Here is a 19,147-nt window from a genome sequence, read left to right as displayed (position 1 = left end):
CTTACTGAGCAGCAGAAAGCAGTCCCTCTTGGCACACCTTCTTGGCGGCGAAAACCTTACGGTTTCGTACGCAACGCGCACCGTCCTGGACGGCATCACCCTCGGACTCGAGGAAGGTGACAGGATCGGCATGGTGGGCCGGAACGGCGACGGCAAGTCCACGCTGATGCGCCTGCTGGCCATGCGCTCCACCCCGGACTCGGGCCGGGTGACCAAGCGCAGCGAAGTCAACATCGGCTACCTGGACCAGAGCGACGTGCTCGACGGCGACCTCACGGTGGGCGCTGCGATCGTCGGCGACCAGGCCGACTATGAATGGGCCCGCAACCCCCAGATCCGCGAAGTCATGGGCGGCCTGGTGTCCGACGTCGACTGGCATGCCAACGTCCACGCCCTCTCCGGCGGGCAGAAGCGGCGGGTGGCGCTGGCCAAGCTGCTGATCGAGGACCATGACGTCATCATGCTCGACGAACCGACCAACCACCTCGACGTCGAAGGTGTCGCCTGGCTGTCCCGGCACCTGAAGACCCGGTGGCGGGCCAACCAGGGCGCCTTCCTGGTGGTCACCCACGACCGCTGGTTCCTGGACGAAGTCTGCACCAAGACCTGGGAAATCCACGACGGCATCATGGACCCGTTCGACGGCGGCTACGCGGCCTACGTGCTGGCCCGTGCCGAACGTGACCGCGCGGCGAATGTTATGGAAGGCAAGCGCCAGATGCTCGTGAAAAAGGAACTCGCCTGGCTGCGCCGCGGCGCTCCGGCCCGCACGGCCAAGCCGAAATTCCGCATCGAGGCCGCGAACGCCCTCATCGCCGACGTCCCCGAGCCGCGTGACTCCACAGCCCTGAGCAAGATGGCCACCGCCCGGCTCGGCAAGGACGTCCTGGACCTTGAGAACGTCACGCTCGACTTCCTCGGCGGCGACCCCGGACAGAAACTCTTCGACAACATCACCCTGCGGCTTGCCCCCGGTGAGCGGCTGGGCCTGGTGGGCGTCAACGGCGCCGGCAAGACCACCCTATTGAAACTCCTCAACGGCCAAATTGAGCCGTCATCCGGCAAGGTCAAGCGCGGCAAGACCGTGGTCACCGCCGTGCTGACCCAGGAGGTCAAAGAGCTCGACGACGTCTCGGACCTGCGCGTGATTGAAGTCATTGAGCGCGAAAAGCGGTCCTTCAACGTGGGCGGCAAGGAATTCACGGCGGGCCAGCTCGTGGAGCAGCTCGGCTTCACCAACGAGAAGCAGTGGACCCCGGTCCGGGACCTCTCCGGTGGTGAGCGCCGGCGCCTCCAGCTCCTGCGCCTGCTGGTGGGGGAGCCGAACGTGCTGATGCTCGATGAGCCCACCAACGACCTCGACACCGACACCCTCGCCGCCGTCGAAGACGTACTCGACGGCTGGCCGGGCACGCTCGTTGTGGTCAGCCACGACCGCTACCTGCTGGAGCGCGTCACCGACCACCAGATGGCCCTGCTGGGCGACGGCAAGATCCGCGCCCTGCCGCGCGGCGTGGACCAGTACCTCGAACTGCGCGAATCCGCCCTGGCCGGCTCCACGATCACCGGCGGCGGCAACCCCGTCACCGGTCCGAGCGGCAGCTCCGCCCCCGCAGCCTCCGGTTCCTCCGAAGCCGAAAAGCGCGACGCCCGGAAGGCCAAAAACCGGATCGAGCGCCAGCTGGGCAAACTGGAACAGCAAGAAAAGAAGATTCACGACCAGATGGTCAAGAGCACCGCAGCATCCGACTTCGACGCCCTCGCCGACCAGAACAAAAAACTCAAGGACCTCGCCACCGACCGCGAAGCCCTCGAACTCGAATGGATGGAAGCCCTGGAAGTCCTCGGCGAGTAGCCCTTCTGCTTGGTAGGACGGGTGTGGTTTGGGTGCCGCAGCCGGTCCTTCCGCGTCCGTGCGGCTTGGGTACCGCAGTCGGCCCTTCGACGTCGCTTAGACACGACGCAAAGGGGCCACTCGCTCGCTGAGCGAGCTTCCGTCCCGATGCGCCGCGATGCGCTCCTTTTCGAAGGACCGTCTCCGGCGAGCGGAAGTCACCTACCCGATGGACCGCCTCCCGACAAAGCACCTCACCTCCCTCCGTGGAACAGCAGGCACCCGAGCGGAACGTTCGGCAGGGGGTACTCGTGGAGGGCGCCCGAACAGACGTGTCGGCTGTAGCGGCGCGGCGGAGATCGCCGAACGGAACTTTCGGCAATAGCGGGGCGGGGGACCTTCGCGTAGTCGCGCATCGCGGGCCATCGGGCACACAAGGTCGCTCAGCGACCGTTGGGCCCCTATGGCTCGTGTCTAAGCGACGGCGAAGGGCTCCTGCGCCGCGTAGGTGACCACGAGCGCACGCAACCCCGGGACACTTCGCTCGCGCAGGGGCTTAAGTGTCCGTTCGCGCTGAATCTTCGGTGCGGAGCTCGGGGTCTTTTTGGAGGCCTGTGAGGCCGTTCCAGGCGAGGTTGACCAGGTGCGCGGCTACGGTGTGTTTGTCGGGCTGGCGGCTGTCCTGCCACCATTGGCCGGTCATTGCCACCATGCCCACGAGCATCTGCGCGTACATGGCGCCGTCCTGGGCGCTGAAGCCGCGGCGGTGGAATTCGTCGGACAGGATGTGTTCCACGCGGGCGGTGACCTGGGACAGCAGGGTGGAGAAGGCGCCTTCGGGCTGCGACGGCGGGGCGTCCCGCATCAGGATCCGGAAGCCCTCCGCGCGGTCCTCGATGTAGGTGAGGAGGGCCAGGGCGGCGCGTTCCACCAGGACCCGTGGTTTGCCTTCTTCGGTCAGGGCAGCGGTGATCGAGTCCAGCAGGATGTGGAACTCGAAGTCCACCACCTGCGTGTAGAGGCCCTCTTTGGAGCCGAAATGTTCGTAGATCACGGGCTTGGAAACACCGGCACAGGCCGCAATTTCCTCAATGGTGGTCCCGTCGAGCCCGCGCGCGGCAAAAAGGCCACGGCCGACGTCGATCAGCTGGCTGCGCCGCTGTACGCCTGTCATCCGTGTCCGGGGTGGGTTATTGCTCACATTTCCATCATGCCCTAGCACGCTGAAACAGTTGGAACCCGTGGTGGGACAGAGGCCTGGCTGCCGTGATTCCCGCCAATGTCGCGGGCTGCCCTGAAGCCATGGCAAAATAAATACTTGTGCCTTGGCCTTTGCGCCTGTGGCATGGTCCGCCCTGGTGTAATGGCAGCACCCCGGCCTTTGGAGCCGTGGAGTATAGGTTCGAATCCTATGGGCGGAACTGCTGTGCGAAGACCGTCCAGTAGGATGAACTCGGTGCCCCGCCGTGGATTTTGGCCGGACAGGCACCGCGCCCAGCGCAACGCGCAACCAAGCAAGGAGAACCCGTACGTGATCCCCGAGACTACCGGCCCAGCCGCCGTCATTGTTCTGGCAGCAGGCGCCGGTACCCGGATGAAATCCCGTACGCCGAAGATCCTGCACGAAATCGGCGGCCGGTCCATGGTGGGCCACGCCCTGCTGGCAGCCCGCAGCATTAACCCCGGACGGCTGGCCCTGGTGGTCCGACACGAGCGGGATCTGGTTGCCCGCCACCTGAAGGAGCTAGACCCCGAAGCCCTGATCGTGGACCAGGACGACGTCCCCGGCACCGGCCGCGCCGTTGAGGTGGCAGTGCAGGCACTGGACGCCCAGGAAAAACTCGCAGGCACCGTAGTAGTTACTTACGGCGATGTTCCGCTCCTGACCGGCAGCCTGTTGGCGGACCTGGTGGCCACACATGAGCGGGAGGCCAATGCCGTCACCGTGCTCACCGCGCTGCTGGATGATGCCACGGGCTACGGACGCATTCTCCGAGGTGATGACAGCTCCGTGACCGGCATCCGCGAGCACAAGGATGCAACGGAAACCGAACGCCTGATCCGCGAGGTCAATTCCGGGATCTACGCTTTCGACGCCGATGTCCTCCGTGACGCGCTGGTCCACATCACCACCGACAATTCGCAGGGTGAAAAGTACCTCACCGACGTGCTGGGCCTCGCGCGGCAGTCGGGCGGCCGGGTTGCCGCCGTGGTCACCGAAGACCGCTGGCAGGTGGAGGGCGCCAATGACCGTGTGCAGCTCTCCGCCCTCGGCGCGGAACTGAACCGCCGCACCGTTGAAGCCTGGATGCGCGCCGGCGTCACAGTGGTTGACCCCGCCACCACCTGGATCGATTCCGCCGTCGCCCTGGACGAGGACGTCCGCATCCTGCCGAACACGCAGCTGCACGGCGCCACCACCGTGGCGAGGGACGCCGTCGTCGGCCCCGACACCACCCTGACCGATGTCAGCATCGGCGAGCGCACCAAGGTGACCCGCACCCACGGTTCCGGTGCCGTGATCGGCGCGGACGCCGCCGTCGGCCCCTTCACGTACCTGCGTCCCGGCACAGTGCTCGGCGACACCGGCAAGATCGGTGCGTTCTACGAAACCAAAAACGTCACGATTGGCCGCGGCTCCAAACTTTCCCACCTCGGCTACGCCGGCGACGCCGAAATCGGCGAGGACACTAACATTGGCTGCGGCAACATCACGGCCAATTACGACGGCGAGAAGAAGCACCGCACGGTGATCGGCTCGGGCGTCCGCACAGGTTCCAACACAGTCTTTGTTGCACCGGTCACCGTGGGGGACGGTGCCTACAGCGGCGCCGGCGCGGTGATCCGCAAGGACGTCCCGGCAGGGGCGCTCGTCCTGTCCGTTGCAGCGCAGCGCAACGCCGAGGGCTGGGTTGTGGCCAACCGCCCCGGCTCACGCTCGGCGGAACTGGCGCAGGCGGCCACCTCAGATTCCTCACATACCCCAGCATCGACAGAAGAGGACCAGCGATAATGAGCGAAATTACGGCACGCGGCGAGAAGAAGCTGGTGCTTGCCGCTGGGCGGGCGCACCCCGAACTGGCGCGGGAAATCGCCAAGGAACTGGGTACCGAGCTGCTGCCCGTTGATGCCTACGACTTCGCCAACGGGGAGATTTACGTCCGCGCCGGCGAAAGCGTCCGGGGAACCGACGCGTTCGTCATCCAGGCCCACCCGGCTCCGTTGAACAACCACCTCATGGAACAGCTGATCATGATCGATTCGCTGAAGCGGGCTTCCGCCAAGCGCATTACCGTGGTATCCCCGTTCTACCCGTATGCGCGGCAGGACAAAAAGGGCCGCGGCCGCGAGCCCATTTCCGCCCGCCTGGTGGCGGACCTGTACAAGACCGCCGGCGCTGACCGCATCATGAGCGTTGACCTGCACACCTCGCAGATCCAGGGCTTCTTCGACGGGCCTGTGGACCACCTCATGGCCATCCCGCTCCTGGCCGATTACATCCGCACGCGTGTCGCCGCCGACAACGTCACCGTGGTGTCGCCGGACACCGGCCGGGTGCGCGTCGCGGAGCAGTGGGCCGAACGCCTGGGCGGAGCGCCGCTGGCGTTTGTCCACAAGAGCCGTGACCTCACCGTTCCCAACCAGGCCGTCTCCAAGACCGTTGTGGGCCAGATTGAGGGCCGGACCTGCGTCCTGATCGACGACATGATCGACACCGGCGGCACCATTTCCGGTGCAGTCCAGGTCCTGAAGAACGCCGGGGCCAAAGACGTCATCATCGCCGCGACGCACGCTGTCTTCTCCGAGCCCGCGGCACAGCGGCTGTCCGAGTCCGGCGCCCGCGAAGTGGTGGTCACCAATACGTTGCCCCTCACTGCGAATCAGCAGTTCCCGCAGTTGACGGTGCTGTCCATCGCACCGCTGATCGCCCGGGCCATCCGCGAAGTGTTCGACGACGGTTCGGTCACCAGCCTGTTCGACGGCAACGCTTGAATCTCCAAGCTTTTGGTGGTTGAGCCCGTCGAAACCCGACAGGCTCAACCACCGCAATCAGGCTCAATCACCGCCGTTTTCTGTAATTGGGTCCGGCGCTGGTAAGCTTTTTCACGATACCTTGGCGAGGGAGAGCATCCGGGAAACCGGTCTGCAGGTCTCCGTTATCGACTGGGTCTGAATCTCCCTTCTGGAAGGGCCGCCTCACGGCCGCCCGGCGTTGAAGGTCGTAACAGACCTCCGCCCTTGCTGAACACCTTTTAGTCTTCCGAGGAGATACACATGTCTGAGCAGAAGCTCGCAGCAGAAGTACGCACCGAATTCGGCAAGGGCTTCGCCCGCCGTGCGCGCATGGCCAACCTGATCCCCGCCGTCATCTACGGCCACGGCGCCGAGCCGATCCACATCACGCTTCCGGCCAAGGCCACCACGCTGGCAGTCCGCAAAGCCAACGCCCTCCTGTCCCTGGACGTCAACGGCGAAGAGCACCTGGCCCTGGTCAAGGACGTCCAGCGCGACCCCATCAAGCAGATCATCGAGCACATCGACCTGCTGACCGTCATCAAGGGCGAGAAAGTCACCGTGGACATCCCGGTTCACATCGTTGGCGAACTGGCTCCGGGCAGCGTCTTCAACCAGGAACTCACCGTCATCTCCCTTGAGGCCGAGGCAACCCACCTGCCCACCGCCATCGAGGTCGACATTGAAGGCCGCTCCGCCGGACAGCACATCCACGCTTCCGACCTGGTCCTGCCGAAGGGTTCGGTCCTGCTGGCCGACGCCGACGCACTGGTTGTCCACATCTCCGAGGCCACTGAGGTCTCTGAGGAAGAGGCACAGGCTGACTCCGCAGCCGCAGTCGCAGGCGAGTAATAACGGCACCGCTTTATTTGTGGCCGGGCCCTGTCGGGGTCCGGCCACAGCCATGTCCGGACCACCTTAGGATTGAATAATGACTGACACCTGGCTGATCGTTGGCCTCGGAAACCCCGGGGCCGAATACAAGGGCAACCGGCACAATGTCGGCCAGATGGTCCTGGACGAACTCGCGGGCCGGATGGGCGGCAAGTTCAAAACCCACAAGGCACGCGCCCAGGTGCTCGAAGGACGGCTGGGGATCGGCGGTCCCCGGGTGGTGCTGTCCAAGCCGATGAGCTATATGAACGTTTCCGGCGGCCCGGTGGCCGGCCTGGCAAATTTTTACGGCATTGATCCTGACCATGTTGTCGCGGTGCACGATGAGATTGATATTCCGTTCAACACCATAAAGCTGAAATGCGGCGGCGGTGAGGGCGGCCACAACGGCCTCAGGGACATGTCCAAGGCGCTGGCCACCAAGGATTACCTGCGGGTACGGGTGGGCGTGGGCCGCCCTCCAGGGCGGATGGACACTGCAGACTATGTCCTGCGCGATTTTGGCACTGCAGAGCGCAAGGACCTTCCGTTCCTGCTCGATGAGGCGGCTGATGCGGTGGAGATGCTGGTCAGGGAAGGACTGACTGCGGCCCAGCAGAAGTTCCATCCGGCTAGGTCAGACGTTCAGCAATAAAACTTAAAACCGCCTGTCCCTGTTTACCTGCGTGTGCCAAGGGGTAGTCTTCTTCCTAAGCGGGGGAGCGATGGGGCTTATCCCGCTTTAGTGGGATGTAGGGGACAAGTTCATGTCAATCGAGCCACTCAGCTGGGGACGTGGGTCACCGCTCAACGACCTTGAGCTGCGCACCGACACTGCTGGCGTATCAGAGCCGCAGCGATGGTCCGTGCCCGCGCGGAGCGCCAACCTCGAGGCGGTCCGTATCGCCCTGACCAGCCTCGACTCCCTGGGAGTCGTCATCACCGGCGGACGCGGTGTAGGTAAATCATCCTTGGCCAGGACAGCCGTCGCCGAGCTTGGCCCGGATATCTGGACGTTGCAGCTGCGCAGCGGACCGTCGTCCGGCACAACACCCTACGGTTGCCTGGCTTTCCTGCTGGCGCGTCTTCCCCAGGCGTACATGGGGTCGCCCACAGCCATCCTCCGTGGCATTACGTCCCTCATCAAAAGCGATGCCGCGGGGCGCCAGTGTGTCATCACCCTGGACACCGCCGGCAGCTTTGATGATATGAGCGCTGGCGTCCTGCTCAACATCCTCCTGACCGGGACCGCCCGCATGGTGGCCGTGGCACCCATGGTTAGTGATCTTCCGGCCGACTTCCACTGGCTCCTCAACGACCGCCGGCTCACCGAGGTCAGGCTGGACAACCTCAATGAGCTGCAGACCCGCCAGGTGCTGCTTTCCCTGCTGGGCCACCGCGTTTCGTCCTCCCTGGTCAGCACTTTCCACACCATGGTTGGCGGCAACCCCCTGCTCCTGAAAGCGCTTGTAACCGAGCAGCAGCATTCGGGGAACCTGGTTCTGTCGGACTCCGTCTGGACTCTTCGGGACAAGGTGGTGCTCGACGGCGCGGCCAGCCTCGACGACATCGTCCGGTCCCAGTGGACCCGGAAGTCTCCGGAGGAACGGGATGTCATCGAGATGCTTTCCTGCGCCCGCAGCGTGGAACTGTCAAGGCTGACCACCGTGTACGGTGCCGGTGTGGTGGCGGACATGGAGGATTCGGGCCTGCTGGAGATCGATGCTTCGGACAACCGATGGGTTTCACTGCGTGAAAAGTACCTCGGCGACGTTGTCCGCTCCTGGCTCAGCATCACTCGGCGAAGGGAACTGCGGAGCCTGCTCCTGGGCGGCAAGGAACCTGACCCTGCCACGATGACGGTGGAAGAACTGATGGCGTTCGGCGCCTGGACCCAGGAATGCGAGGCGGAGCTGAGTCCGGCCATGGCGCTGGCCGCTGCCGAGGCCGCAGTGCAGCTCTTTGACCCTCATTTTGCCCTCAAGTATGCCGACACGCTGAAGCGGAATGACCCTCAATGGGTGCCTGCCCAGCGGCAGAAAGCGGCAGCGTACCTGCTCATGGACCTCCCGGTGCAGGCCATGGCAGCACTGGACGATATTTCCCAGCCGCAGCTGGACAACCTGGACGTTGAGGAGTTCGCCCGGGTGGTCGCGGCCAAATCTCGGGTTATGGTCTGGCTCCCCGAACACACCGCCCGGGTGCCGGCGCTGCTGCAGACGGCACGGGAGCGGCTGGACGTGGAGCCAGGAATCGCGAAGGGCTGGCCGGAGCCGCTGGCTGCTGCGGCCAACCGGATCAGCCTCAGCGAATTCGAGTACCAGGCTTTCGTGGGGGACTACGCCTCCGCCTTGCCGGCACTGGAAGCCGCTGCGGACCCCGGGCAGAATCCGGACACCTGGTTCAGGATGAACTCAGCGGTGATCCTCATGAGCGCCCTGTCCATGGCCGGGCGGGAAATGGACGCCCTGAGCCTGATGAGGCAGCTGGGCGGGCAGATCTCGGACGCCGCCGAGATCGTGGGGCTGCGCGAGAGGTTCGCCGGCCGAGCGTACAACGTGCTCCTGATGGCAGGGCAATGGCGCCGGTGCATCGACCTTCTGGATCCGCCTTCCGCGCGCGAGTTCCACCGGCTCCCTTACCGGAGCGCCGCCGCGGAGCTCGCGGCCGGCATCGCTTACGTGTACTCGGGTCGCGGCGCCGTTGCCCTTGATTCGCTGCTCTCGGCCGCTGCCCAGCTGGAACTGCGGCCCGTCCAGAGCATGCTCCGCGCCGCCTACGCCGCCATCGCCTTCGCGTATGCGCAGATCGGCAATGCCGGGCAGTCCCGGAAGTATCTTGACAGGCTGCAGCGGACGGCAGGTGCCGCTGATCATGCCACCCGGAGCCGCACCGAATTCTGCGCTGATATGGCCGCCCGATGGCTGGGGGACAATGACGCGGCCACCCGTCTCAAGCAGTCAGCTCGCCGTGACATCGCAGCAGGCAGGTTCACCCTGGCCGGGATCAGCCTGCTCGGAGCCACGGTCAACGGCACGGAAGCGGACTTCCGGCTGATGGAACAAGTGGCCGGGCATCGCCAGGGCCCCTTGGCGGAAATTTCGCGGCTGATCGCCGTGGGCAGCCGCACCCGCGACGCCAAAACGTTGCTTGCCGGCGGGGAACTGGCGGCCACCCTGGAACTGGATGCCGTTGAGGCCCGGTGCATGGCGCTGGCCGTTGACTACGCCCGGCAGGCCGGTGACTCGGTCTCCGCCAGGACTGCACAGGCCCGGCTGGACATCCTCGCAGCCACCGTGGCAAGCCTGCCGATCGTGCCGAGCAGCGGCAGCCCGCTGCTGACCGCCAGGGAGCGGCAGATCGCGCGGCTGGCCGGCCGGGGCGCGTCCAACCGTGACATTGCTGTGGAGATGGGCGTGTCCGTGCGCACTGTGGAAGGCCACCTTTACCAGGTTTTTACCAAGCTCGGAGTGACGTCCAGGGGTGATCTGACTGGACTCGTCTAACGGCCACGCTGCCAAACCGGGAACGCCATATCGACTGCTCACTGGCCGGCGTGAACCGCTGGACCGGATCTGCAACATCATTCGCAGCCGCACGAGCCAGGCCGTGTTCCTCATGGCGGGCCCGGGCATCGGGAAGTCAACTCTGACCGAGGCCATCACCGAGCGGCTTTCCCAGGAGATGATCATTGTTCAGATCCATGGAAGTTCGTCGCTGTCCGGCGTTCCCTTTGGAGTTTTGGCGCCCTACACGGCGGAGCTGACGGCCGAAGACTCCGTGTCTCCGGTGGCTGTGCTGCGGTCCGTGTGGAGGTACTTTGAGAAGCTGAAAGCCGGCAAGGATACCCCGTTGCTTCTGGTGATGGATGACGCCCATCACCTGGACGAGGCAACGGCCAGCATCGTGGCTGACATGATCTCCGCCGGCTGGGCCACCGTGCTTGCTGCCGGCAGGCCGCGGCCCGGGCTGCCCCAGCCGCTCGCGCAACTCTGGTATGACGGCCTGGCTGACCGTGTGGATCTCCGTCCCATGAACCGGGAGCAGATCGAGGAAGTCCTCTCACACGCACTTGATGGTACAGTCCCGTCCGGAACCATCGACACTATCTGGAGCACGTCAGGCGGAAATCCGCGGATTCTTGACGCCTTGCTGCACGATGCCGCAGAGCGGGGCGAACTCGCAAAGCGGAACGGGATCTGGATGCTGCTGGGCCCCTTGCCTGCCGACGGACCCAGGCTCACCGAGGTGGTGGTGAAGGACATGCTCCGGCGCAGCCCGGAAGAGCAGGAAGTACTGAAACTTGTCGCCCTCGCCGGGCCCGTGAGCCGGAAGGTGATCGAGGACATTTTTGGCGCCGAAGTGGTGCGCACGCTGCTGGACCAGCAGATGATGGTGGAAAGTTCCGGCGTCCCAGCCGATCTCCGGATCTGGAACTCCGTGTTCGGTGAGGCGCTCCGCACCAGTATCTCGGTGTCCCGGAGCCTGCAGCTGCTTGAAAAGATCCGGGATCAGCTGGGAACCGCTCCCGAAGGGTCAGAAGGCAGCATGAGGGCCGTGGAATGGGCCCTCGAATGTGGATTGAAAATATCCGATCCCGAATTGCTTGAAGCGGCCGGCACCGCCTTGGTCCACTCCCGGAACCGGAGCAGCCGGACGATGGCGGCGAAGGTCGCGGACCCGGACCTCGTGCCGCAAGCACAGGCTGTCCAGGCACGGGCCTTGTTCAATGAAGGCGACTTTGTGGGTGCGGCCAAGCTCCTGGACGGATGCTGGCTGCAGCTGGGGAACGGCGCCCGGGCTGTTCCGGTCCTGATGCTCAGGGCCATGGCCCACCAGGCACTGGGAACGCCGCTGTCAGTATTCGCAGCCGATTCCCGCGAAGCGCTTCAGCGTTCAGGCGCCATGACGGCTTGCCCGGATGCTGTGCCGCCGAATTCCCAAGCGACAGCCGGTGCGACGGCCGGGCCCTGGCAGGAGCGCTTATTCCGTCTTTTGGAACTTTGCGAGGCAGGCAACCACCAGGCCTTGGAGGCCGAGGTCCAGGAACTTCGGAGCAGCCGCGCCGGCGATGCCACGGACGACGCCCTGCGTGCTGTGGGCCTGGCGCTGCTGGCCCATTCGCTCGCCTCGGCCGGACGTGCCGTCCAGGGGCTGGATACCGCATTGCTGGCAGTCTCGGAACTTCCCTCCCTGCAGGGTGGCGTGTTCTTCTTCAATGAATTTGTCCTTGGCCGCCTGGTGGCAGATTACCTGGCCATGGGGGAGTGGGACTTGGCGGAAGGGGAGTTGGCGAACTATGCTGCCGGACAGCCGCGGGGTGTCGCATATTTCGGCGGCAGCCTCGAGGTGCTCCGTGGCTACTCGCTGCTGCGGCAGGGGCGGATGGAACGCGCCTACCAAACGCTGTTGCCGGCGGTGGAGACCTTGAGGCTCAACGATCCGCTGCAGATGTTCCGGTTTGGTTCCGGGCTGGCGTTTTATGTAGCGGCGAGACTCGGTGACGCCGCCCAGGCCGGCCGGCTTGAGCTGGATTACAAGGATTCACCGCAGGGCTCCACCGGCTACGGACTCCTTGCAAAGGCGTACGCCGCAGCAGCATCCGAGTATGTGGCGCATGACGGAAAAGGCTTGGCGTCCCTCCACACACTGGCCACCACGCCCGAGGTGACCACCCGGGCCGGGACACTCCTGGAACTCTTGGCTCTCTGCTGGGACCTGGGCGATCATTCCGTGATCCCTTTGGTCCACTCACTGGCGGGGAGCGTTGAAGGCCGCTGGGCCGCGGCAATGTTCACCTTGGCGGGGCATTGGGAGTCCGCGGACGCAGATTCCATCATGGAAACGGCAGCCATGCTTGAAGGCGCGGGATTCGTGAACCTTGCGCGGGAAGCCTACGCGCGGTCGAGCACCGTCCTGGAGAGCTCCGGCGAGCGTCGGCGGGCCCGTCAGGCGGTGGCCCTGCGGGAGAAGTGTGACCACGAACTGGGCGAGCGGTTCCGGGAAGGCCACTTCATCGCCGCAGCACCCAGCGTGCACCTCACCCGCCGGGAACAGGACATCGTAGAGCTCGCTGTGCAAGGTCTCACCGACCGGGAGATCGCACAAAGGCTCATGGTGTCCGTGCGTACTGTGGAGGGCCACCTTTACCGGACGTACGTCAAACTCGGCGTGCGGAGCCGCGACGAACTGGCTTCAGCCCTTCCGCACTAGGCCTGCCTGCGGTCGCCCTGCCTGCGGTCGCCCTGAGTACGGTCGCCCTGAGTACGGTCGCCCTGAGTACGGACGCCCTGAGTACGGACGCCATGCGTCCGGGACCCTGCATACGGACGCCATGCGTCCGGGACCCTGCGTACGGACGTCCGGAAACGCGTAGCCCTGGCCCAAAAAAGTAGAGTACTGCCTACTCGTGTGCTGAGCTTCAGCATGCGATTGACTTAGTGCGGCAGGAAAACACGGAGCCAAAACCGCGGTCCGGCCAACGGACTTTCAGGCCTCTTTTTGAAGCAAATTTCCGGCCCCTGGGGCTGGATCGAAGCGGGGCCGGCGACGTCAGAGTCTTCTGAGACCGAGACTCTCCCCCCAGCCGTCGCCGGCCCTCACCTCCGCGGGCTGAAGCCCGGAGCTGCTGTGGCGGTTGCCCATCGGGCCGCCGCCACAGTGGTGTTGTGGGACAATTGAGTGTCAATCCATTGGCATCTCAAGGAGTTAGCTTTGGCCCTAGTATCAACGCCTGCCACGCTGGAACGCGCAGTGCCCGCCATGGATAACGCCGAAGTCCTCAGGATTCGAAACGACTTCCCCGTCCTTGGCCAGCTGGTGAACGGCCAGCCCCTGGTGTACCTCGATTCGGGCGCCACCTCGCAAAACCCGCTGAGTGTCATCGAAGCTGAGCAGGAGTTTTACGAACAGCGCAACGCTGCGGTGCACCGCGGTGCCCACTATCTTGCCGTGGAAGCCACAGAGGTTTTCGAAGATGCCCGCCAGACCATAGCGGACTTCATCGGTGCCGATTACGCGGAAACGGTGTGGACCTCCAACGCCACCGAAGGCCTGAACCTGGTCAGCTACGCACTGTCCAACGCCGCGCTGTGGGCCGCGCAGGGGCGCGGTGACGCCCGGCTCAAAGACCTCGCAGTGGGCCCGGGTGACCAGATCGTGGTAACCGAAATGGAGCACCACGCCAACCTCATCCCTTGGCAGGAACTGGCGTTCCGCACCGGCGCCACGTTGCGCTATATCCCCATCGACGACGCCGGTGCCCTGCGGCTGGATATTGCGGCCGAGATCCTGGGAAGCAAAACTAAGGTTCTGGCGTTCACCCACGCCTCCAACGTGTTGGGCACAATTAATCCCGTACAGGAACTGGTTGCGCTGGGGCGGCAGGCCGGAGCCCTCGTGGTCCTGGACGCCTGCCAGTCAGCACCGCACCTGCCGTTGAACGTCAAGGAGCTTGACGTCGACTTCGCCGTGTTCTCCGGCCACAAGATGCTGGCGCCTACCGGAATCGGGGTCCTCTACGGCAAGCAGGACCTCCTGGACGTGCTTCCGCCGTTCCTCACGGGCGGTTCCATGATCACCACGGTGACCATGGAACGGGCCGAGTACCTGCCAGCGCCGCAGCGCTTCGAGGCCGGCACCCAGCGCATCTCGCAGGCCGTTGCCCTGGCCGCCGCAGCCAACTACCTCACGGAAACCGGCCTCGACCGCGTGCACCGCTGGGAAGCGGAGCTCGGTCAGCGGATGGTGGCGGGGCTGGAGTCCATTCCCGGCATCCGCGTGCTGGGGCCCGCCGCCGGACAGGAACGGATCGGCCTTGCCGCATTCCACGTCGACGGTGTGCACGCGCACGACGTCGGGCAATTCCTGGATTCCCGGGGCATCGCCGTCCGCGTGGGTCACCATTGCGCCCAGCCGCTGCACCGCCGCTTGGGCCTGACCGCAACCACCAGGGCAAGCGCCTACTTGTACAACACCACCGACGACGTCGATGCCTTCCTGCAAGCCGTCGCCGGGGTCCGTTCCTACTTCCGCGTCTAGCGCGATCACCGAAGGTACACCACCATGAGCCTTGACCAGCTGTATCAGCAGATCATCCTTGACCATTCCAAAGCCCGTCACGGCAGCGGACTGGCAGGCATCGCCGCGCCGGCGGGGGCGTCCACGGGCCAGTCCCACCAGCTCAACCCGGTCTGCGGCGACGAAGTGACCCTGCGGGTGGCTGTGGAAGACGGCAAGGTGGCGCAGATCTCCTGGGACGGCGAAGGGTGTTCCATCTCGATGGCATCGGCGTCGGTCCTCAGCGAACTCGCGGAGGGGATGACCGTGGACGAGCTCCACGCCGTCATTGGCAACTTCCGCGAAGTGCTCCGCTCGCGCGGGAAGATCCACGCCGATCCCGAGATCCTGGGCGACGCCGCGGCTTTCGAGGGTGTGGCCCGCTACGCCGCGCGCGTTAAGTGCGCCATGATTTCCTGGGTGGCCGCCGAGGACGCCCTGAACCAGGCAGCCTAGGCCCGCACGGGCCGAAGCCGGGCCGAAGCCGGGCCGAGGCCGGTCCGCGCCGCTGTCAGCCCCGGTGCTCGAAAACGTCCGGGATGCCGTCGCCGTCAGCATCATGCCGTTCCGCAAGTTCCACTGCGCGGTAATGCCGGTTCCGCAGCCGGAGCACCACGGTGGCGAGCAGGGCGGCAACCAGTGATCCGGTGAGGATGGCCACCTTCGCGTGGTCATCGTAGGCCGAACCCGCACCGAAGCTCAGCTCGGCGATCAGCAGCGACACCGTGAAGCCCACTCCGGCCAAAATCGCAAGGCCGGCAACATCGATCCAGGCCAGGCCGTCGTCGAGCTTTGCCCTGGTGGTCTTAGTGATCAGGTAGGTAGTACCGAACACGCCAATCGTTTTGCCGGCCACCAAGGCAGCCACAATTCCCACCGCCACGGGATCCGCCAGGGCCGACCGAAAGCCGTCGAGGCCGCCCACGGCAACTCCGGCGGAAAAGAAGGCGAAGACCGGGACGGCGAAACCTGCCGAAAGCGGGCGGAGCCGGTGTTCCAGGGACTCAGCCATACCGGAACCCGCCTCACCACGTTTCCGCGACGCCAGTACCGGCACGGCAAAAGCGAGCAGCACACCGGCCACCGTGGCGTGGATACCGGAAGCGTGCACGAGTCCCCAGGTGGCGGCGGCCAGCGGCAGCAACAGGTACCAGCTACGGATCCTCCTCTGGGCCAGCAGGGTAAACAGCCCCAGCGGAACCAGTGCCGCTAACAGGAAGAGCGGCTGCAGTCCGGACGAGTAGAAGAAGGCGATGATGCCGATGGCCAGCAGGTCATCCACTACGGCCAAGGTGAGCAGGAAGGTCCGGAGGGCCGCAGGCAGGTGGGTGTTGATGACGGCCAGCACGGCCAGGGCAAAGGCGATATCGGTGGCTGTGGGAATGGCCCAGCCCCGCAGGCTCTCGGCGTCCTGGCCCAGGTTCACCAGCGTGTAGATCAGGGCCGGAACTGCCACGCCGCCCACGGCCGCGGCCACCGGAACCACCGCCTTGGACACTTTGCGGAGTTCACCGGAGACAAACTCCCGCTTGAGTTCCAGGCCGGCCAGGAAGAAAAAGATGGCCAGGAGACCGTCCGACGCCCAATGCCCCAGAGAGAGCCGGAGGTGCCAGGGCTCATAGCCGATTTTCAGGTCACGCAGCGCGAAGTAGCCCTCAGCCGCCGGCGAGTTGGCCCAGATGAGGGCCGCGGCTGTGGCCAGCAAAAGGAGGGCACCGCCGGCTGTTTCCAGCCTGAGGATCTCTGAGATCCGCAGGAATTCGGGGTAGCTTGAGCGGCTGAGGACTCTGGCAGCGAAGGCGGGGCGGGATGGGCGCTTGGCCATGGGTGGCTCCTGGAATTAAGGGGTCGGCAAAACTGTTGCCGACCAGACTTCCCGGCGCACCTGTGTCCAGCCTACCGGAGCAGGCCCATAACCCCGATCATGGCAGTGGCAGCTCCCAGCACCAGCGAGATGCTGACCAGCACCACGTGGACGGTGAGGAACTTTGTGGCCTTGCCGGCGGCGTCCCGCGCCCTGGGATCCTTCATCACGCGGCGCAGGAACTGCGGCCAGACCACCAGGGACCAGAGGCCGGCGATGATCAGGACCACGCCCGCCAACAGGGGGAGCTGCATGGCCTTAGTGGCTTTCGAGCCAGGCCTGGGCCTGCTGTGACTGGATGTTCAAGGCCTTGGCCACCATGGGCTCAGCTGCCTCGGCGATCTTGCCGCCCAGGAACGGGACGGAGGAGGTCACGTTGCCTTCGAGTTCAATGCGCGTGCTGCCGCCCTCCGCGACGAGCCGCTGGACCGCGGTCACATCAAGGGGGGCGCCGGCGATCTTCAGCGTGATGTTGCTCTGGCGGGAACCGTCGGCCGCCGGGGCGTCCCAGTTCTCCACCTGCGTCACAGTGAGCTTTTCGCCCACGAACTTACGGGCGATCTCCGGCAGCCGGGTGGTGGGCAGCGTGCGGACCGAGGTGGTGCTGAATACTCCGTCAACGTCTCCGGCCACCTCGAAGGATTCAAGTGTGCCGCCAACGAATTGGCTCGTGTGCCGCTGGAAGTCCTCGTTGATGAAGACGGCAGCGACGCTGTCGACGGCGTGCGGAAGGGTAGTGGTTGCACTCAGTGCCATGGGTCCTCCAGTGATGTGTAGGTCAGAACGCTTTTTGCTCCCCACATCCTACGGGGAGCCCTGCGTGTTGTTGGAACCGGCCTCCGCGCTGTCGGCGCCGGCGATTTTCTGCGCCGCCGTGGTGATGTTCCGTGCCATCGCCGGAAATATGAGGCTGTGGAAGGGCAGCACGGCAAGCCAGTAGAGCTTTCCGCTGAGGCCCTTGGGGAAGAAAATGGCCCGCTGCCGGTAGCGGCTGCCCGTCCCGTCAGGTTCGACGGACAGTTCAAGCCAGGCCCGTCCGGGGGCGCGCATCTCCGCGCGGAGGCGCAACAGTTTTCCGCGCTCGATCCGTTCCACGCGCCACCAGTCCACCACTTCGCCCGAGGCCAGGGTGCCGGGGTGCCTTCGTCCCCGCAGCAGGCCCGCGCCGCCGGTGAGCTTGTCCAGCCAGCCACGTACCCGCCATGCCAGCGGCAGGGAATACCAGCCGTTCCGGCCGCCGATACCTTCGATGATGGTCCACACGTGGGCGGGATCAACATCGCCGTGGAAGGTCCGCTCATCCACGTAGACCGTGTGGCCTGCCCAGTCCGGATCGCTGGGCAGCGGATCGGCGTCGGCCCCGGCATTTGACCACGTGGTTTCCACCTGGCCGTCACGCTCCCTGCCCAGGGCGAGGGCAACGGCCCGCCGGTACGGGGTCAGGCCGCCCGCCGGAACCGGGATATGGGCGTCGATGTCGTGCTCGCGGGACACGGCATCGTGCTGCAGCGACTCGACGAGCGGGAGCGACATGGACAGCGGGATGGGCGTGGTCAGGGCCACCCACACGCCGGCGAGCCTCGGGGCGGGAATGGGCAGAGCCAGCACCACCCGGTACGGCAGCCCGGCCTCGGCGGCGTATTCCTTCATCATGCCCGCGTAGCTCAGGACCTGCCGGCAGCCGATGTCGAAGGTGCGGTTGACGGGCCCGTCCAAGGATGCGGCGCCCACAAGGTAGTGCAGCACGTCCCTGACGGCGATCGCCTCGATCTTGTTGCGCACCCAGCTCGGGGCCGGCATCAGCGGAAGCGTTTCGGACAGGTGGCGGATCATTTCGAAGGACGCGGACCCGGAACCGATCACCACCCCGGCCTGGAAGACCACCGAGTCCACCGCGCTGTCCAGGAACACCTTTCCCACGGCTTCCCGGGACCGCATGTGGGTGGACAGTTCCACGTCGGCCGGGTGCAGGCCGCCCAGGTAGACGATCCGGCCTACGCCGGCCGCGGCGGCAGCTGTGGCGGCCGTTTCCGCCATGGCCTTTTCCTTGGACTCGAAGCCGGCGCCGGAAGCCATGGAGTGGACGAGGTAGTAGAGCACGTCGACGCCGGCCAGCGCCTGCTCCAAGGCTCCGCCGTCGTCGAGACTGCTCTCGATGACCTCAACCTTGCCCAGCCACGGCACGCCGGCGATCTTTGCCGGGGTCCTGACCAGGACCCTGACGGTATGCCCGGCTTCCAGCAGCCGGGGGACCAGGCGGCCGCCGATGTAGCCGGTGGCGCCGGTCACCAGGACGGTTCGCGCCGTCCCCGGTGCCACGGTGGTGGGAGTGTCGCTCGGACTATTGCTATCGCTCACTGAAAGCTCCTCAGGCCGGCCAGGCGGAGGCGCGCAACAGGCGCGCTTCCTCAGCAAGCTTAGCAACGGGGGGCCCGGCGGGCCCCGGGGCAGGGGTAGGCTGGGATGACCCGGGATTCGAAGTGAATTTCGGGCTTTCGTGTTGC

At 65.5% G+C, this 19,147-nt stretch carries 14 protein-coding genes and 1 tRNA gene; 10 read left to right on the top strand and 5 right to left on the bottom strand.

Annotation, left to right across the window (positions count from 1 at the left end; genetic code table 11):
* The first annotated feature begins 28 nt into the window (after positions 1–28).
* A complete protein-coding gene (locus NG701_RS08310; protein ID WP_252566320.1) occupies positions 29–1,855 on the top strand; it encodes an ABC-F family ATP-binding cassette domain-containing protein in 1,827 nt (608 codons plus the stop codon).
* A gap of 535 nt (positions 1,856–2,390) precedes the next feature.
* Here NG701_RS08310 and NG701_RS08305 read toward each other — a convergent pair.
* A complete protein-coding gene (locus NG701_RS08305; RefSeq protein ID WP_252566318.1) occupies positions 2,391–3,035 on the bottom strand; it encodes a TetR/AcrR family transcriptional regulator in 645 nt (214 codons plus the stop codon).
* A 148-nt stretch (positions 3,036–3,183) separates the two neighbouring features.
* On the opposite strand from NG701_RS08305, the gene NG701_RS08300 reads away from it, so the two are divergent.
* The 9 genes from NG701_RS08300 to sufU all read left to right on the top strand — a co-directional run bounded on the left by NG701_RS08300 (position 3,184) and on the right by sufU (position 15,235).
* A tRNA-Gln gene (locus NG701_RS08300) sits at positions 3,184–3,255 on the top strand.
* Positions 3,256–3,365: 110 nt separating this feature from the next.
* Positions 3,366–4,847: a bifunctional UDP-N-acetylglucosamine diphosphorylase/glucosamine-1-phosphate N-acetyltransferase GlmU gene (gene glmU / locus NG701_RS08295; RefSeq protein WP_252566315.1), complete on the top strand. Its 1,482-nt coding sequence runs from the start codon at positions 3,366–3,368 to the stop codon at positions 4,845–4,847.
* Entirely contained in the window at positions 4,847–5,827 is a 981-nt protein-coding gene (locus NG701_RS08290) for a ribose-phosphate diphosphokinase (protein WP_056348072.1), read from the top strand. The genes glmU and NG701_RS08290 overlap by 1 nt, the downstream gene beginning before the upstream one ends.
* A gap of 282 nt (positions 5,828–6,109) precedes the next feature.
* Complete coding sequence (locus tag NG701_RS08285) at positions 6,110–6,700, top strand: 50S ribosomal protein L25/general stress protein Ctc (RefSeq protein ID WP_058929619.1); 591 nt, start codon at positions 6,110–6,112, stop codon at positions 6,698–6,700.
* Positions 6,701–6,779: 79 nt separating this feature from the next.
* Positions 6,780–7,376: an aminoacyl-tRNA hydrolase gene (gene pth, locus NG701_RS08280; protein ID WP_252566312.1), complete on the top strand. Its 597-nt coding sequence runs from the start codon at positions 6,780–6,782 to the stop codon at positions 7,374–7,376.
* A 112-nt stretch (positions 7,377–7,488) separates the two neighbouring features.
* A complete protein-coding gene (locus NG701_RS08275) occupies positions 7,489–10,227 on the top strand; it encodes a LuxR family transcriptional regulator (RefSeq protein WP_252566309.1) in 2,739 nt (912 codons plus the stop codon).
* Complete coding sequence (locus NG701_RS08270; protein WP_374208673.1) at positions 10,214–12,934, top strand: helix-turn-helix transcriptional regulator; 2,721 nt, start codon at positions 10,214–10,216, stop codon at positions 12,932–12,934. Before NG701_RS08275 ends, NG701_RS08270 begins: the two co-directional genes overlap by 14 nt.
* A gap of 501 nt (positions 12,935–13,435) precedes the next feature.
* On the top strand, positions 13,436–14,761 hold the full coding sequence (locus NG701_RS08265; protein WP_252566306.1) for a SufS family cysteine desulfurase: 1,326 nt from the start codon (positions 13,436–13,438) through the stop codon (positions 14,759–14,761).
* A gap of 24 nt (positions 14,762–14,785) precedes the next feature.
* A complete protein-coding gene (sufU, locus tag NG701_RS08260; protein WP_252566303.1) occupies positions 14,786–15,235 on the top strand; it encodes a Fe-S cluster assembly sulfur transfer protein SufU in 450 nt (149 codons plus the stop codon).
* 55 nt (positions 15,236–15,290) lie between these two features.
* On the opposite strand, the gene nhaA is transcribed toward sufU, so the two are convergent.
* The 4 genes from nhaA to NG701_RS08240 all read right to left on the bottom strand — a co-directional run bounded on the left by nhaA (position 15,291) and on the right by NG701_RS08240 (position 19,001).
* Positions 15,291–16,604 carry a Na+/H+ antiporter NhaA gene (gene nhaA / locus NG701_RS08255; protein ID WP_252566301.1) on the bottom strand — a complete coding sequence of 438 codons (1,314 nt, stop codon included), beginning with the start codon at positions 16,602–16,604 and terminating at the stop codon, positions 15,291–15,293.
* 71 nt (positions 16,605–16,675) lie between these two features.
* Positions 16,676–16,897 (bottom strand): SCO4848 family membrane protein, encoded by a 222-nt coding sequence (locus NG701_RS08250; protein ID WP_252566298.1) that lies wholly within the window; start codon positions 16,895–16,897, stop codon positions 16,676–16,678.
* Positions 16,898–16,901: 4 nt separating this feature from the next.
* A complete protein-coding gene (locus NG701_RS08245) occupies positions 16,902–17,399 on the bottom strand; it encodes a DUF2505 domain-containing protein (protein WP_056348089.1) in 498 nt (165 codons plus the stop codon).
* Positions 17,400–17,447: 48 nt separating this feature from the next.
* Positions 17,448–19,001 (bottom strand): SDR family oxidoreductase, encoded by a 1,554-nt coding sequence (locus NG701_RS08240; protein WP_252566295.1) that lies wholly within the window; start codon positions 18,999–19,001, stop codon positions 17,448–17,450.
* Positions 19,002–19,147 lie beyond the last annotated feature (146 nt).

It is taken from the genome of Pseudarthrobacter cellobiosi, from assembly GCF_023913815.1.
GTDB classification, from domain to species: Bacteria; Actinomycetota; Actinomycetes; order Actinomycetales; family Micrococcaceae; genus Arthrobacter; species Arthrobacter cellobiosi.
This window is presented reverse-complemented; position numbering and strand designations above follow the sequence as displayed.